This is a genomic window from Jiangella alba (genome assembly GCF_900106035.1).
Taxonomy (GTDB): domain Bacteria; phylum Actinomycetota; class Actinomycetes; order Jiangellales; family Jiangellaceae; genus Jiangella; species Jiangella alba.
The window spans coordinates 2250856-2265558 of the sequence record NZ_FNUC01000004.1 but is presented as its reverse complement, the minus strand read 5'-3'; the positions used below and the strand labels follow the sequence as shown (position 1 = coordinate 2265558).

13 protein-coding genes are annotated in these 14703 nt (G+C 73.7%); 5 read left to right on the top strand and 8 right to left on the bottom strand.

All coding sequences use genetic code 11. From position 1 onward, the window contains the following. Positions 1-169: 169 nt before the first annotated feature. The 4 genes from BLV02_RS28510 to BLV02_RS28495 all read right to left on the bottom strand — a co-directional run bounded on the left by BLV02_RS28510 (position 170) and on the right by BLV02_RS28495 (position 5007). Positions 170-2398 carry an MMPL family transporter gene (locus BLV02_RS28510; RefSeq protein WP_083288834.1) on the bottom strand — a complete coding sequence of 743 codons (2229 nt, stop codon included), beginning with the start codon at positions 2396-2398 and terminating at the stop codon, positions 170-172. 132 nt (positions 2399-2530) lie between these two features. Further along, the gene (gene menC, locus BLV02_RS28505; RefSeq protein ID WP_069112613.1) at positions 2531-3646 is read right to left on the bottom strand and encodes an o-succinylbenzoate synthase; all 1116 of its coding nucleotides are present in this window, start codon (positions 3644-3646) and stop codon (positions 2531-2533) included. 3 nt (positions 3647-3649) lie between these two features. Beyond that, positions 3650-4282 (bottom strand): SIS domain-containing protein, encoded by a 633-nt coding sequence (locus tag BLV02_RS28500; protein WP_069112612.1) that lies wholly within the window; start codon positions 4280-4282, stop codon positions 3650-3652. Continuing rightward, positions 4279-5007: a hypothetical protein gene (locus BLV02_RS28495; protein ID WP_069112611.1), complete on the bottom strand. Its 729-nt coding sequence runs from the start codon at positions 5005-5007 to the stop codon at positions 4279-4281. The genes BLV02_RS28500 and BLV02_RS28495 overlap by 4 nt, the downstream gene beginning before the upstream one ends. A 92-nt stretch (positions 5008-5099) precedes the next feature. Between BLV02_RS28495 and BLV02_RS28490 the strand changes: the two genes are divergently transcribed. Continuing rightward, positions 5100-6230 carry a M20/M25/M40 family metallo-hydrolase gene (locus BLV02_RS28490; protein ID WP_069112610.1) on the top strand — a complete coding sequence of 377 codons (1131 nt, stop codon included), beginning with the start codon at positions 5100-5102 and terminating at the stop codon, positions 6228-6230. Between the two features lie 133 nt (positions 6231-6363). Here BLV02_RS28490 and BLV02_RS28485 read toward each other — a convergent pair whose 3' ends face one another. Continuing rightward, positions 6364-6807: an iron chaperone gene (locus tag BLV02_RS28485; RefSeq protein WP_069112609.1), complete on the bottom strand. Its 444-nt coding sequence runs from the start codon at positions 6805-6807 to the stop codon at positions 6364-6366. Positions 6808-6974: 167 nt separating this feature from the next. On the opposite strand from BLV02_RS28485, the gene BLV02_RS28480 reads away from it, so the two are divergent. Beyond that, positions 6975-9170: an MMPL family transporter gene (locus BLV02_RS28480; protein WP_069112608.1), complete on the top strand. Its 2196-nt coding sequence runs from the start codon at positions 6975-6977 to the stop codon at positions 9168-9170. Here BLV02_RS28480 and BLV02_RS28475 read toward each other — a convergent pair. Further along, a complete protein-coding gene (locus BLV02_RS28475) occupies positions 9128-9637 on the bottom strand; it encodes a pyridoxamine 5'-phosphate oxidase family protein (RefSeq protein WP_074946759.1) in 510 nt (169 codons plus the stop codon). The genes BLV02_RS28480 and BLV02_RS28475 overlap by 43 nt on opposite strands. 82 nt (positions 9638-9719) lie before the next feature. On the opposite strand from BLV02_RS28475, the gene BLV02_RS28470 reads away from it, so the two are divergent. Continuing rightward, complete coding sequence (locus tag BLV02_RS28470) at positions 9720-10205, top strand: winged helix-turn-helix transcriptional regulator (RefSeq protein WP_069112607.1); 486 nt, start codon at positions 9720-9722, stop codon at positions 10203-10205. Here the strand turns inward: BLV02_RS28470 and BLV02_RS28465 are convergent. Further along, on the bottom strand, positions 10169-11350 hold the full coding sequence (locus BLV02_RS28465; protein ID WP_069112606.1) for a glycine C-acetyltransferase: 1182 nt from the start codon (positions 11348-11350) through the stop codon (positions 10169-10171). The two genes, BLV02_RS28470 and BLV02_RS28465, sit on opposite strands and share 37 nt — an antisense overlap. Before the next feature lie 13 nt (positions 11351-11363). Beyond that, the gene (gene tdh, locus BLV02_RS28460) at positions 11364-12395 is read right to left on the bottom strand and encodes an L-threonine 3-dehydrogenase (protein ID WP_069112605.1); all 1032 of its coding nucleotides are present in this window, start codon (positions 12393-12395) and stop codon (positions 11364-11366) included. A gap of 186 nt (positions 12396-12581) precedes the next feature. Between tdh and BLV02_RS28455 the strand changes: the two genes are divergently transcribed. Further along, on the top strand, positions 12582-13238 hold the full coding sequence (locus BLV02_RS28455; RefSeq protein WP_069112604.1) for an NAD(P)H-binding protein: 657 nt from the start codon (positions 12582-12584) through the stop codon (positions 13236-13238). Positions 13239-13281: 43 nt separating this feature from the next. Next, complete coding sequence (cysC, locus tag BLV02_RS28450) at positions 13282-14577, top strand: adenylyl-sulfate kinase (RefSeq protein ID WP_069112603.1); 1296 nt, start codon at positions 13282-13284, stop codon at positions 14575-14577. Positions 14578-14703 lie beyond the last annotated feature (126 nt).

Sequence of the window (14703 nt, the reverse complement as noted above, 5' to 3'; positions counted from 1 at the left end):
GGCAGTGCCGTTCACGCGTGTTGACGGGGGCGCCAACTGTTGGCGCTCCTGTCAACAGCCGGCCACGACCCCCGGCCAGGTCGACCGGGCCACGACCGGGCGCAGCAGGCTCGCAGCAGCACGGCCGGGCCGCCCCCGTGGACGGCCCGGCCGGGTGACGCTCAGCGCGTCAGTGCTCCAGCTGCGGCAGCTTGTGCAGCGGCTTGGGCAGCCACCAGTTGCGCTCCCCCAGCAGCGCCATGATCGACGGCAGCAGCACGGCCCGCACGATGGTCGCGTCGATGAGGATTGCTGCGGCCAGGCCCACGCCCAGCTGCTTGAAGTCGATGGCGCCGAGCGTCGCGAAGATCGAGAAGACCGCGACCATGACCACGGCGGCGCTGGTGACGACGCCGGCGGAGCGGATGATGCCGGTGCGGACCGCCTCGCGGGTCGTCATGCCGGCCTTGGCGCCCTCGCGGATCCGGCTGACGACGAACACGTGGTAGTCCATCGACAGGCCGAACAGGATCACGAACAGGAACAGCGGCAGCCAGGTGATGATCGCGCCGGTCGACTCGAACCCGAGCAGCCCTTCGGCCCAGCTGTTCTGGAACACCAGCGTCAGCAGCCCGTAGGAGGCGGCGACGGAGAGCAGGTTCAGGCCCGCGGCGGTCAGCGCCACCGCCAGCGACCGGAACGCCATGACCAGCACGATGATCGTCATCAGCAGGACGAACCCGATGACCACCGGCATGCGGTCGGCCAGCAGGCCGCGGAAGTCGACGTTGCCGGCGGTCATGCCGGTGACGCCGGTCTCGACACCGTCGACGCCGTCGAAGGCGGCCGGGACGAGGTCGTCGCGCAGCGCCCGCAGCGAGTCCTCGGCGCGGGCGTCGTCGTGCTCGTACGGCACCGGCACGTCGATGCGGGCGACCGAGCCGTCGACGGAGTACTCGGCGGTCAGGCCCTCGCCGGCGGCGAACTCCGCGTCGGCCGCGACCGCGTCGTTCAGCGTGGCGACGGCGCCGTCGACGGCGTTCTGGTCGAGCGGCGAGCCGTCGGGCGTCCAGACGGCGACGTCGTGGGCCGCGCCCTCGGACGGGAACGCCGTCGTGATGGCGTCGTAGGTCTGCACCTCGGGGACGTCCTTGGACAGGTCGGAGATGCCGGGCTGCGACAGCTTCATGCCGAGCGCCGGAGCAGCCAGCGCGAGCAGCGCCAGCAGGCCCGCGACCAGCGCCGTCTTCGGGTGCCGCAGCACCGGGCCGAGCACCGCGCGCCACACCCGCGGCTCGCTGCCGTCGCTGCGGCGCAGCCGCCACAGCAGCGGGACGCGCGGCCGGTCGATCCAGCGGCCGAAGATCGCCAGCAGCGCGGGCAGCGCCGTCACGGACCCGACGACGGCCACGGCGACGACCAGGATGGTGCCCATGGCCAGCGACTGGAAGGTCGCCTCGCCGGCGAAGAACATGCCGGCCATCGCGATGACGACGGCGATGCCGGAGACCACCACCGCCCGGCCGGACGTCGCGGCGGCGACCGCGACCGCGTCCATCGTGCCGCGGCCCTTCTCGCGCTCCTCCCGCTCGCGGCGGACGTAGAACAGCGAGTAGTCGACGCCGACCGCCATGCCGACCAGCAGCACGACCGAGGCCAGGATGTCCGTCGACGGCACGACGTACGAGGCGAACGCCGACAGCCCCATGGCCGCGACCACCGACGACAGCGCCAGCAGCACCGGCACGGCGGCGGCGATCAGCGCGCCGAACACCACCAGCATGATCAGCAGGCTGACCGGCAGCGACAGGTACTCGGCCCGCTGCAGGTCGTCCTCGTAGACCTGGTCCAGCGCCTCGCCCAGCGACGCGTCGCCGACCTGGCCGACGCTCAGGCTGCCGTCCGCCCCGTCGACGACCTGCGCGAGCTGCGCGGCGGCCGCGCTCGCGGCGTCCTCCTCCTCGGCGTCGGTGCCCGCCGGGACGTCCAGCGTCACCTCGTAGAGGGCGGCGGTGCCGTCCTCTGACACCTGCGGGTCGGACACGCCCGCGACGCCCGGCGCGGCGGCCAGGTTCGCGGCCAGCGTGCTGACGGCGTCAGCGTCGACGTCGACGGCGCCGCCGCCGGCCGCCCGGACCAGCACCGACTCGGTGAACGGGTCGTCGAAGTCGGCCTGGAGCAGCGCCTTGTCGGCGCCGGCGGAGGCGCCGACGCCGGAGTCGCCGTCCTCGACCTCCTTGGTGCCGACGGCGCCGCCGCCGACGATGGCGGCCGCGACGAACGCGAGCCAGAGGACGATGGCCAGCCACTTGTGAGCGGCGCTCCAGCGCGCGACGCGCACCACCAGTCCGTGGCGCGGTGGCTCCGGCGGCTGCGGCGCCGGTACGGGCGGGCGGTCTAACGGCAGGGTCGTGGTCATGGTGCGTCCCGTCGGTGTGAGTCCGGTGAAGTCGCGTCTCACTCTCGTCGCGCCGGGATCGCGCGGTAACCCGGAAAGCCCCCGATTCGCCCTGGGGGAATCCCCCGGTTCCTCCCTCGGGCAGCCCTGGGGTCAAGCCCTGAGTTCGACCGTACGCACCTCGCTGGCCTGCACGAACTCCTCGTCGACGGTGTGGCCGAGTCCGGGGCCGGTGGGCACCTGCACCACGCCGCCGGCGGCGGTGATGGGCGGGGTGACGACGTCGCGCTCGTAGTACTTGTCCGACGCGGACACGTCGGACGGGAGGGTGAAGCCGGGCAGGCTGGACAGCGCGACGTTGGCGGCCCGGCCGACGCCGAACTCGTGCATGCCGCCGCACCAGACTGGGATCTCGTGCTCGGCGGCGAGGTCGTGCGCGGCCACCGCCGGGCCGAGCCCGCCCAGCCGCGACACCTTGATGTTGAGCACCTTCAGCGCGCCCAGCACGACCGCGGTGCGCAGGTCGTCGAGGGTGTCGATGGACTCGTCGAGGCAGACCGGGGTCTCGACGTCGCGCTGCAGGGCGGCGTGCGCGAGCAGGTTCCGCGGCGCGAACGGCTGCTCGATCATCGTCAGGCCGAGGCCGTCCAGCGACCGCAACGCCATCAGCTCGTCGGAGGTCTCACCATAGGCGCCGTTCGCGTCGACGTGCAGCATGAGGTCGGGGAACGCGGCCCGGACGGCGCGCACCGGCTCGACGTCCCAGCCGGGCGCGATCTTCAGCTTCACCCGCGGATACCCGGCGTCGACGTGCTTGCCGACCTCGGCCAGCAGGTCGTCGACAGTCGGCTCGATGCCCAGCGAGACGCCCGCGACCACGGACGAGCGGGTCCCGCCCAGCGCCGTCGCCAGCGACACCCCGCCGGACAGCGCCCACAGCGTCCACGCCGCGATGTCGACGCCGGCCTTCGCGAACTGGTGGCCGCGGACCTTCGCCCACAGCCCCGCCACCTCGGCGGGGTCGTCCCAGCGCGCGCCGACGACGGACGGCAGCAGGTACTGCGACGCGACCAGCCAGCAGGTGTCGACCGTCTCCGGCGAGTAGTACGGGTCGGACGCGGACGCGATCTCGCCCCAGCCGACCGCGCCGGACTCGTCGGTGAGCCGGACGAGGATGTGATCGAGGTGGTCCTTGGCGTGCGAGCTGGTGCGGAACCGGTGCACCAGCGGCAGCCGCACCAGGTGCAGGGACGCATGGGTGACGCGCACGAGTCAGTCCTCCCAGTAGAGCTCGAGGTCGTGGGCCAGCCGGTCGCGCTCGGCCAGCCGGCGGCGCGCGCCCTTCGCGCTGGCGGTGGTGAGCGTGGCCAGCAGGTGCACGACGGCGGCGACGGCGGTGGGCGAGTCGGCGTACGAGGCGCTCGCCGTCGGCACCACGATGGCCTGCCCGGCGACCGCGATCAGCGGCGACTCCGTGGTGTCGGTGACGGCGACGACGGCGCCGCCCGCGGCCGCGAACCGCCCGGCCAGCGCGACCGTCTCGCGGCGGTACCGGCGCAGCGAGACCGCCACCAGCACGTCGGTGTCGCGGACGTCGGCGAGCACGTCGACGTGCCGGACCAGCGTGCCGTCGACCAGCGAGACGTTGGACAGCCCGGCGGAGAGGTCGGCGGCCAGCAGCGAGGCGTACGCGAACGACTTGCCGGTGCCGGAGACGAACCGCCGCCGCGCCGCCACCACCGTGGCCGCCGCGGCCGCCACGGATCCGTCGGCCGCGACCCGCTCGAACGCCTCGGCCAGCGTGCGGGTCTCCTGCTCCATCACCCTGGCCTGCAGCGACGCCGACGACGACGGGCGCTGCAGGCGGGCGCCGAAGCGCTGCGACGGGCTGGTCAGCTCGGTCATGGCGCGGACCGGACGAAGCGGTAGGCGCCGGTGTCGGGGGTGAGCCGGACGCACGACACCGCGACCGAGCCCCCGGCCAGCAGCGCCGCGATGGCGGCGCCCAGCTCGCGCCGCTGCTCGGGCGTGGACGTCAGCGGCAACGGCAGCCAGGTGTCGGCGCCGGCCGGACGGGGCCGCAGCCAGCCTGCGGGGGCGTCGAGCCCGGCGGGCAGCCCGGCCGGGGCGGGCGCCTCGCGGGCGCGGCGCTCGTCGTCGAGGTCCCAGTCGACGATCATCCGGTCGGTGTCGGGCACCCCGAAGAACTCCGGCCGGAACCACCGCCCGGCCGCGCCGAGCACGTCGAGGTTGAAATGCGCGTTGCGGACGACCGACGGGTCGAACGACCAGCGCATGCGGGTCTGGCCGCCGGCCAGGGCGACCTCGCGCTGGCCGCGCTTGAGCGCCCGCCCGAGCCCGCGGCCCTGGTGCCCGGCCGCGACGACGGCGGCCTGCGAGTAGTGGTACACCTCACCGCGATCCATGCCGACGAAGCCGTACGCGAACGCGACCAGCTCGCCGCCGCGGCCGTGGACGCCGACCACCGAGCCGCCGTTGGCCGCCAGCGACGCCAGCAACCGCGGGTTCACCGAGTGGGCGAGGTCCTGGTAGCCGAACACCTCGCGGTAGAGGCGGGCGGCGGAGTCGAGGTCAGCGGCTGACGTGAGCCGCTCGACGTGCGGGGTCATGGCCCTCCCAGAGGTAGATACGGATCGCAAATCGCGCACCACAACCCGTCAACCGACCACATCGACGATGATACGGAACGTATAGTCGCACCATGAACGGTACCGCACCAGACCTCGGCGCGCTGCTCGCCCGTTTGGAGAGTTACGTCCGGCACGAGTCGCCCACCGGCGACGCCGCCCGGCTCGACGCGCTCGGCGAGGTCCTGCTGGCGCGGCACCGCGAGCTGGGCGCCACCGTCCGCCGGGTCCCGGCGCCGGCCGGCGACCACCTGGTCATGGAGCACCCGGGCCGCGGCGCGAAGGCCGCCGCGGCGCCCGTCCTGTTCCTCGGCCACCACGACACCGTGTGGCCGGCCGGGCACGTCGACGGCCCGATGCCGTGGCGGGTCGCCGACGGCGTCGCGCACGGGCCGGGCGCCTACGACATGAAGAGCGGCCTGGTCGTCATGGAGGCGGCGCTCGAGCTGGCCCGGCCCGCCGCGGCCGGGCACCCGCCGGTGCGCGTCGTCGTGGTGGCGGATGAGGAGATCGGCTCACCGACCGCGGGAGCGCTGGTCGCCGAGGCCGCCCGCGACGCCGTCGCCGCGCTCGGGTTCGAGTCGCCGCACCCGGACGGCTCGCTGAAGGCCGGGCGGCGCGGCAGCACCCGGCTGCGGCTGGCCGTCGAGGGGGTCGAGGCGCACGCCGCCCTCGACCCCGATGCCGGCGTCTCCGCCGTCGACGAGCTGGTCGACCAGCTGATCCTGGTCCGCTCCATCGTCCGGCACGCCCCGGGCGACGTGCTGTGCAACATCGGCACCGTCGGCGGGGGCGGCCGCACGAACGTCGTCGCGGCCGCCGCGCACGCCGACATCGGGCTGCGCTTCGCCGACGCCGAGTCCGAGCGGGTGGTGCTGGACGGGCTGACGTCGCTGCGCCCGATCCGCGCCGGCGCCGCGGTGAGCACCGGGGTGCTGTCGCGGCGGCCCACCTGGGCGCCGGACGAGACCACCGCGGGGCTGCTCGGCACCGTCCGGCGGGCCGCGGCCAGCGTCGGCCAGCGCGTCGACGGCGCCCCCGCGGCGGGCGGTGCCGACACCAACACCACCGGCTCGCTGGGGGTGCCGACGCTGGACGGCTTCGGCCCGCTCGGCGCCGGCGCCCACGCCGTGCACGAACAGGTGGTCGTCGCGTCGCTGGGGCAGCGGGCCGAGCTCGTCGCCGCGGTGCTCGCGGAACTCTAGCTTCGCTCGAGTCCGATGTCGGCGGGTTGTCGGTGAGGTGATCGGCCATGGGCCTGAGCTGTCTGTCGAGGGGGTGACGTGACCGTCAACTGTTGGCACTCATGTCACCTCGCCGGATCGTGATCCCTCACCCCTAGGCCACTCCGGCAGCCTTCTTCACCAGCGAGATCAGCAGCTTCTCGTCCTCGGACGTGAGCCGGGTGATGCCGAAGGCGGTGGGCCACATGGTGCCGTTGTCGAGCAGCGGCGCCTCATTGAAGCCGAACGTCGCGTACTCGGTGCCGAACTTGGCCGCGGCCTGGAAGAAGCAGATGACCTTGCCGCCCTTGGCGTAGGCGGGCTGCCCGTACCACGTGCGCGGCGTCAGCTCGGGCACCTCGGCGCTGATCAGCTCGTGCAGCCGCTCGGCGAGGACGCGGTCGTCGCTGGGCATCTCGGCGATCTTCTCCAGCAGGTCGGCCTCGGGATCGGCCTTGGTCTTCCTGCCCTTCTTGAGCTCCGTGGCGCGCTCCTTCATCGCCGCGCGCTCGGCCTCGTCGAACCCCTCGTACGCACCGCCGGTCTGCTTCGTGTTCATCTCTGACGACTCCTCCCCGTGGGTGAGCTGCTCTGACGTCTCCAGGCTATGGAGCGGACCGGGGCCGCCGCTTCTCGAAACCTGATCGGTTCTTGCGCTCCCGCCAATCTGATAGTTACTCTCAGAAAACAGAGACGTTCTAAGACGAGTGACTGTCGGAGGCTGTCGTGGCAACCCTGCTCTACCGGATCGGGCGGTTCTCGTACCGGAGCCGCCGCCTGGTCGGGGCCGTCTGGCTGGTGGTCATCGCACTGGCCGGAGTGGCCGCCGCGACGCTGTCCAACTCGACGGCGGACTCGTTCGCGATCCCGGGCACCGAGTCGCAGGAGGCGTTCGACCTGCTGCAGGAGCGCTTCCCCGGCTCCTCGCCGGACGGCGCGGCGGCGCGGCTGGTGTTCGCGGCGCCCGACGGCGGCGCCGTCACCGACCCGGAGCACCAGCAGGCCATCGCCGGCGCCGTCGCGGAGATCGAGGCCGGGCCGCAGGTGGCCGGCGTGACCGACCCGTTCACGTCGGGCCTGGTGTCCGAGGACGGCCGCATCGCGCTGGCCGAAGTCACCTACGCCGTCGACTTCTTCTCGATGGAGACCGAGACCCGCGAGACGCTCGAGCACGCCGTCGAGACCGCCGGCGACTCCGGCCTGCGGGTCGAACTGGCCGGCACCGCGGCCGAGCCGGAGCCCGAACTGGGCAGTGAGCTGCTCGGCATCGCCGTCGCCGCACTGGTGCTGGTCCTGACGTTCGGGTCGCTGCTCGCGGCCGGCATGCCGCTGCTGACCGGCGTCATCGGGGTGGGCGTCGGCGTCGCACTGGTCACGGCGGCCACGTCGTTCGTCGACCTCAGCACGATCACGCCGATCCTCGCCACGATGCTGGGGCTGGCCGTCGGCATCGACTACGCGCTGTTCATCGCGTCGCGGTACCGGCACGAGCTGGCCACCGGCCGGCCCGGCGACGAAGCGGCCGGCCGGGCCATCGGCACCGCCGGCACCGCGGTCGTGTTCGCCGGGCTCACCGTCGTGATCGCGCTGGCCGGGCTGTCCGTCGTCGGCATCCCCATGCTGACGGAGATGGGCCTGGCCGCCGCGCTCACCGTCGCGATCGCCGTCGTCATCGCGCTCACCCTGCTGCCGGCGCTGTTCGGGTTCGCCGGACGGCGGATGCTGGCGCGGCTGCCGGGGCTGCGGTCGCGGGCCACCGACCCGGAGGACGACGACGCGCCGCGGCTGAGCCGGCGGTGGGCCGGCGTCGTCACCCGGCACCCGGTGGTGGCGCTGACGGCGAGCGTCGCCGGCCTCGCGGTGCTCGCACTGCCGGTGCTGGACGCCCGGTTCGGCCTGCCCGACGAGGGCACCTACCCGGCCGACACCAGCCAGCGGCAGGCCTACGACCTCACCGTCGAGGGGTTCGGGCCGGGCTTCAACGGCCCGCTCATAGTGATCGTCGACGGCGAGGGCGCCGAGGCCGCGGCCGCCGAGGTCGCCGGGGACCTGCAGGGTTTCGACGGTGTCGCGATGGTCGCGCCGCCGGAGGTCGACGAGGCCGGCCGCACCGCCGTCGTCACCGTCGTCCCCGCCAGCGGCCCGTCCGACGCGGACACCGAGCGGCTGGTCGAGGCGATCCGAGCCGAGCTGGCCGGGCCCGGCGCGCCCGCCGGGACGACCGTCCTCGTCACCGGGCTGACCGCGCTGTACATCGACTTCTCCGAGCGGATGTCGGACGCGCTGCTCCCGTACCTGCTGGTCGTCGTCGGGCTGTCGTTCGTGCTGCTGATGCTGGCGTTCCGGTCACTGGTGGTGCCGGTGAAGGCGACGCTCGGGTTCCTGCTGACGATGGCGGCGACGTTCGGCGCGATGGTCGCGGCGTTCCAGTGGGGCTGGCTCACCGGCCTCGGCGTCGACGAGGTCGGCATGATCAACAGCATGCTGCCGATCATCGTCGTCGGCATCGTGTTCGGCCTGGCCATGGACTACGAGGTGTTCCTGGTGACGCGCATGCGCGAGGCGTACGTGCACGGCGAGCCGGCCGTCCGCGCCGTCACCACCGGGTTCGGGCACGGCGCGCGGGTGGTCACGGCGGCGGCGATCATCATGATCAGCGTGTTCGGCGGGTTCGTGCTGAACGAGGCGGCCGACATCAGGCAGCTGGGGTTCGCGCTGGCCTTCGCGATCGCCATCGACGCGTTCGTGGTGCGCATGACGATGGTGCCGGCGGTGCTCGCGCTGGTCGGCGACCGCGCGTGGTGGCTGCCGCGCTGGCTGGACCGGCTGCTGCCGAACGTCGACATCGAGGGCGCCCGGCTCACCGACGCGCTGGCCGATCAGAACCGCCAGCGGGTCGCCGTCAGCCCGTCGGCGCCGTAGCCGAACCCCTTCGCCGGGGTGATCTCGAAGAACGCGTACTCCGGCGAGCCGGGCAGGGAGTCGTCGTAGACCCGGCCGTCGCGCAGCCCGAACCGCCAGTCGTACTTCGCGGCGAACGCGGCGGCCAGCTCGCGCTGCCGGGCGGCGCCGGTGACGTGCACGGCGGTGCCCTCGACGACGAGGTCGCCGCCGTCGGTCGCCGCCGTGACGACGCAGTCGCCGTCGCGGCGCAGGTTGCGCGCCTTGACCGACCCCGGCCGGCTGCTGACGGCCAGCGTGCCGCCCAGCCAGACGCCGAGCACCGGCATGACGTGCGGCCGGCCGTCCGCCCGCCCCGTCGCCAGCCAGTACTTCGGGACGGCCGCCAGCAGTTCGGCGGCGACCGGCCAGGGCAGTAGGTCGGCCTCGTCGGTGCTCATCGGCGTGGCGTCCTCGGGCCGGAAGAGCAGCTCGGCGGTCGGGCTCATGGCGCCTCCTCGGTCGTGAGTTCCTTGAGGGAACGGACGCTAGCGTAGTAAGTTCCTTCAAGCAACTGACCGAGGAGGCGGCATGCAGCGCACCGACTTCGGCGACATGGCCTGCTCGATCGCCCGGACGCTGGCCGTCGCGGGCGAGCCGTGGTCGCCGCTGATCATCCGTGACGTGTGGGTCGGGCTGCGCCGCTTCGACGAGCTGCAGCGCGACCTCGGCATCTCCCGCAAGGTGCTCACCGAGCGGCTGGCCTGGCTGGTCGGGCAGGGCGTGCTGGAGCGCCGTCAGTACTCCGACCGGCCACCGCGGCACGAGTACGCGCTCACGCCGAAGGGGCTGGAGCTGACCGAGGTGCTGATGGCGATCACCACCTGGGGCGACCGCTGGACGGCGGGCGCGGCCGGTCCGCCGGTGCTGCTGCGCCACCGCGGCTGCGGCGAGCACGTGCACGCCGAGGTGCGCTGCTCACACTGCGGCGAGCCGCTGCACGGCGACGACGTCGAGGTGGAAGCGGGTCCCGGCGCGCGTCAGCCCAGCGCGTCGCGGGCGCGGGCGAACGCCTGAGTGGCCTCGCGCAGGTCGTCGAGGGTGTGCGCCGCGGACACCTGGGTGCGGATGCGGGCCGCGCCGTGCGGGACCACCGGATAGCTGAAGCTGACCGCGTACACCCCCTCGGCGAACAGCAGCTCCGACAGCCGGGCGGCGCGGGCGGCGTCGCCGATCATGACCGGGACGATCGGGTGGGTGCCGGGCAGCACGTCGAAGCCGAGCGCCGTCATCTCGGCCCGGAAGAACTCGGTGTTCTCGCGCAGCCGCGCCCGCAGCTCGCCGCCGGAGGCCAGCCGCTCGAGCACCGCCGACGCCGCCGCGACGATGGACGGCGCGACCGAGTTGGAGAACAGGTACGGGCGCGAGCGCTGGCGCAGGTACTCGACGATCTCCGCCCGCCCGGAGGTGTAGCCGCCGCTGGCCCCGCCGAGCGCCTTGCCGAGCGTGCCGGTGACGATGTCGACGCGGTCGCGCACCCCGAAGTGCTCGGGCGTCCCGCCGCCGTGCTCGCCGATGAACCCGACCGCGTGCGAGTCGTCGACCATGACCAGCGCGTCGTACTGCTCGGCGAGGTCGCAGATGCGGTCCAGTGGCGCGAGGTAGCCGTCCATCGAGAACACGCCGTCGGTGGCGATGAGCCGGAACCGCGCGTCCCGCGCCTCCTTCAGCCGCGCCTCGAGTTCGGCCATGTCGGCGTTGGCGTAGCGCAGCCGCCGCGCCTTCGACAGCCGGATGCCGTCAATGATGCTGGCGTGGTTGAGCGCGTCGGAGATGACGGCGTCGTCGGGGCCGAGCAGCGTCTCGAACAGCCCGCCGTTGGCGTCGAAGCAGGAGCCGTACAGGATGGTGTCGTCGGTGCCGAGGAACTCGGAGATGCCGCGCTCCAGCTCGGTGTGAATCGTCTGCGTGCCGCAGATGAACCGCACCGACGCCATGCCGAAGCCCCACTCGTCGAGGCCGCGCTTGGCCGCCTCGATCAGCCCGGGGTCGTCGGCCAGGCCGAGGTAGTTGTTGGCGCACAGGTTGAGGACGCTGCGGCCGTCGGCCAGCGTGACCCGGGCGCTCTGCGGGCTGCCGATGACGTGCTCGGGCTTGTAGAGACCGCCCGCCCGGATCTCGTCGAGATTCTTCCGCAGCTCGTCGCGCATCGCTCCGTACATGGCCGTCCTCCCGCTACCGCTGCGCCCACTCGATGATGACCTTGCCACTGTGCCCGCTGGCCGCCGCCTCGAACGCCGCCTCGTGCTGGTCGCTGGCGAACCGGTGCGTGACGACGCGGGAGATGTCGACGCCGGCGGCGACCAGGACGGACGCCTGGTACCACGTCTCGTACATCTCCCGGCCGTAGATGCCGCTGATGGTGATCATGCGCAGCACGATGCGCGACCAGTCGACGCTGCTCTCCTTCGACGGCAGGCCGAGCATGGCGATGCGCCCGCCGTTGGCCATGCCCTCGATCATGTCGTGCAGCGCGATGGGGTCGCCCGACATCTCCATGCCGACGTCGAACCCCTCGGCCATGCCCAGCCGCTGCCGCACCTCCTCCAGCGTCGTCGACCGGACGTCGACGGTGGTGCCGGCGCCGAGGCGCTCGGCCAGTTCGAGGCGGTACGGGTTGACGTCGGTGAGGACGACGTTGCGGGCGCCGGCGTGCCGGGCGACGAGCGCGGCCATGATGCCGATGGGCCCGGCGCCGGCCACCAGCACGTCCTCGCCGTGCACGGGGAACTTCAGCGCGGTGTGGACGGCGTTGCCGAACGGGTCGAAGATCGCGGCGGCGTCGAGGTCGATGCCGTCGGGGTGCCGCCACAGGTTGCCGGCCGGCATGACGATGTACTCCGCGAACGCGCCGTCGCGGTTGACGCCGATGCCCTCGGTGTTGGGGCACAGGTGCCGCTGCCCGGCGCGGCAGTGCCGGCACCGCTCGCAGACGATGTGGCCCTCGCCGCTGACGAGGTCGCCCACCTGGACACCGCGGCTGCCCGGGCCGACCTCGACCACCTCGCCGACGAACTCGTGGCCGACGATCAGCGGCGGGCGGACGTTCGCCTGCGCCCACGGGTCCCAGCTCACGATGTGCAGATCGGTGCCGCAGATGCCGGTGCGCAGGACTCGGACCAGCGCCTCGCCCGCACCGGCCACCGGCATCGGGACGTCGGTCAGTTCCAGCCCGGCGCCGGGTGCGACCTTGACCAGTGCTCTCACTCGCGCGAGCGTAACGCACCCGCCGACGTGGCCGGAGGTGGCGCCAACGGCGCTGGTCGGAAGGGGTGTTCGGCCCCTTTGCAATGAGCACCTCCACGCACCACCGCACGGCCGGTGCGTGGAGGTGCTCATTGCAAAGGGCACAGCACCGGCCCCGGCCGACAGGCATCGGCTAACGTACGGCCAATGCAGGTGGTCATCGCTGGCGGACACGGGCAGATCGCGCTCCGGCTGGAACGGCTGCTCACCATGCGTGGCGACACCGCGGTGGGCCTCATCCGTAGTCCCGAGCAGGCCGGCGACCTCGCGTCGAACGGCGCCACGGCGGTCGTCGTCGACCTGGAGAAGGCGACGGTGGACGAGCTGGCCGCCGAGGTGCGCGGCGCCGACGCCGTCGTGTTCGCGGCCGGCGCCGGGCCGGGCAGCGGCGCGGCCCGCAAGGACACCGTCGACCGCGGTGCGGCGGCGCTGCTGGCCGACGCCGCCGAGCTGGCCGGGGTGCGGCGCTACCTGATGGTCTCGGCGATGCGCGCCACCACCGAGCCGCCGGCCGACCCCGACGACGTCTTCCAGGTGTACCTGACGGCCAAGGGCAAGAGCGAGGCCGACCTGCGCCGGCGCGACCTCGACTGGACGGTGCTGCGGCCCGGCGCCCTCACGAACGACGCCGGCAGCGGGACGGTGCGGCTGGCGCGGTCGGTCCCGCGCGGCAGCGTCAGCCGCGACGACGTCGCCGCCGTGCTGCTGGCGCTGCTGGACGAACCGGGCACCGCGCGGCTGACGCTGGAACTGGTCGGCGGCGACGTCCCGGTCGCCGACGCGGTGAGGCGGCTGGCGGGCTGAGACGGAGTCGAGGGCGGCCGGCCGGCCGCCTAAGCTGTGCGCCGTGGCCGCCGAACCGACCTCCGGTCCCGCTCTGACCCCCGATCCGATCACCCTCACCGTCCTCGAGCTCGCGCTCCTGGGCATCGCCGTGCCCGGCTCCGCCGCGGCGCCGCCCGCCGTCGCCGTCGAACTCGATCCGCTGCCCGGCAAGAAGCCGGCGCCGGGCACCGAGCTCACCGTCACCGACGCCGAGGGCGCACCGGTCGCCGTCCTCACCGTCGAGTCCGCGGCCACCCGCAAGCGCCGGCTGACGGTGAAGGGGACGGTGCGCCGCGCGGTGCCCGCCACGGACGACGACGAGCCGCGCGGGGCGTACGCGGGGCTGCGGCGCGCGCCGGGACGGGCGAAGGCCGCCGGCGCCGCCGTCGTCGTGACCCGCGACCCCGTCGACCTGCGCACGCTCGAGGCCGCCACGGCGAAGGCCGGGCAGCCGGTGCTGCTGATCGTGCTGGACGGGCCGCGCGCCGTGCCCGGGCCGGACGCCGCCGACGTCGTCTCCGCGACGCTGACGCTGCGCGACCGGCTGCGCCGCGACGGCCGCCGCGCCGAGCTGGTCGTCGTCCCGGCGCCCCAGTACGGCGACGACCGCGACGACGAACTGGCCGAGCGCATCGCCGTCGCCTACGGCGGCACCCGCGTCGTGCCCGCGCAGCCGCCGTCGCCGCAGGATCTGCACGACTGGCTCGACGGCACCGCCGCCGAGCCGCCCGACTGGCCGCCCGCCAGCCGGCACGCGTGGCGGCGGTGGCGGCCGCTGCCGCAGGAGCGCGGGCTGGTGCTGTTGTTCACCGGGCTGTCGGGGTCGGGCAAGTCGACCATCGCGCGCGCCGTCACCGACCGCATCGCCGAGATCGGCACCCGCACCGTCACCCTCCTCGACGGCGACGTCGTGCGGCGCAACCTCTCCGCCGGGCTCGGGTTCTCCAAGGAGGACCGCGACCGCAACGTCGAACGCATCGGCTTCGTCGCGGCCGAGATCGCCAAGCACGGCGGCGTCGCGGTGTGCGCGCCGATCGCCCCGTTCGCCGCCACCCGGGCCCGGGTCCGCGCGCTGGCCGAGGCCCACGGCGACTTCCTGCTGATCCACGTCGCCACCCCGCTGGCCGAGTGCGAGCGGCGCGACCGCAAGGGTCTCTACGCGCGCGCCCGGGCCGGCGAGATCGCGGAGTTCACCGGCATCTCCAGCCCCTACGAGGAGCCCGGCGACGCCGACCTCGTGCTCGACACCACCGGCCTGTCGGTCACCGCGGCCCGCGACGCCGTGATCACGCTGCTCGACCAGGGCGGACGGCTCTGAGGTCGTCGTCGCTGGTCGGCAGCACTGTGCGGCCGCTTTGCAATGAGCACCAATACGCACCACTCAGCCCATGGTGCGTATTGGTGCTCATTGCAAAGGGCGCTGCGACCTGTCCGTGGGTCGTCG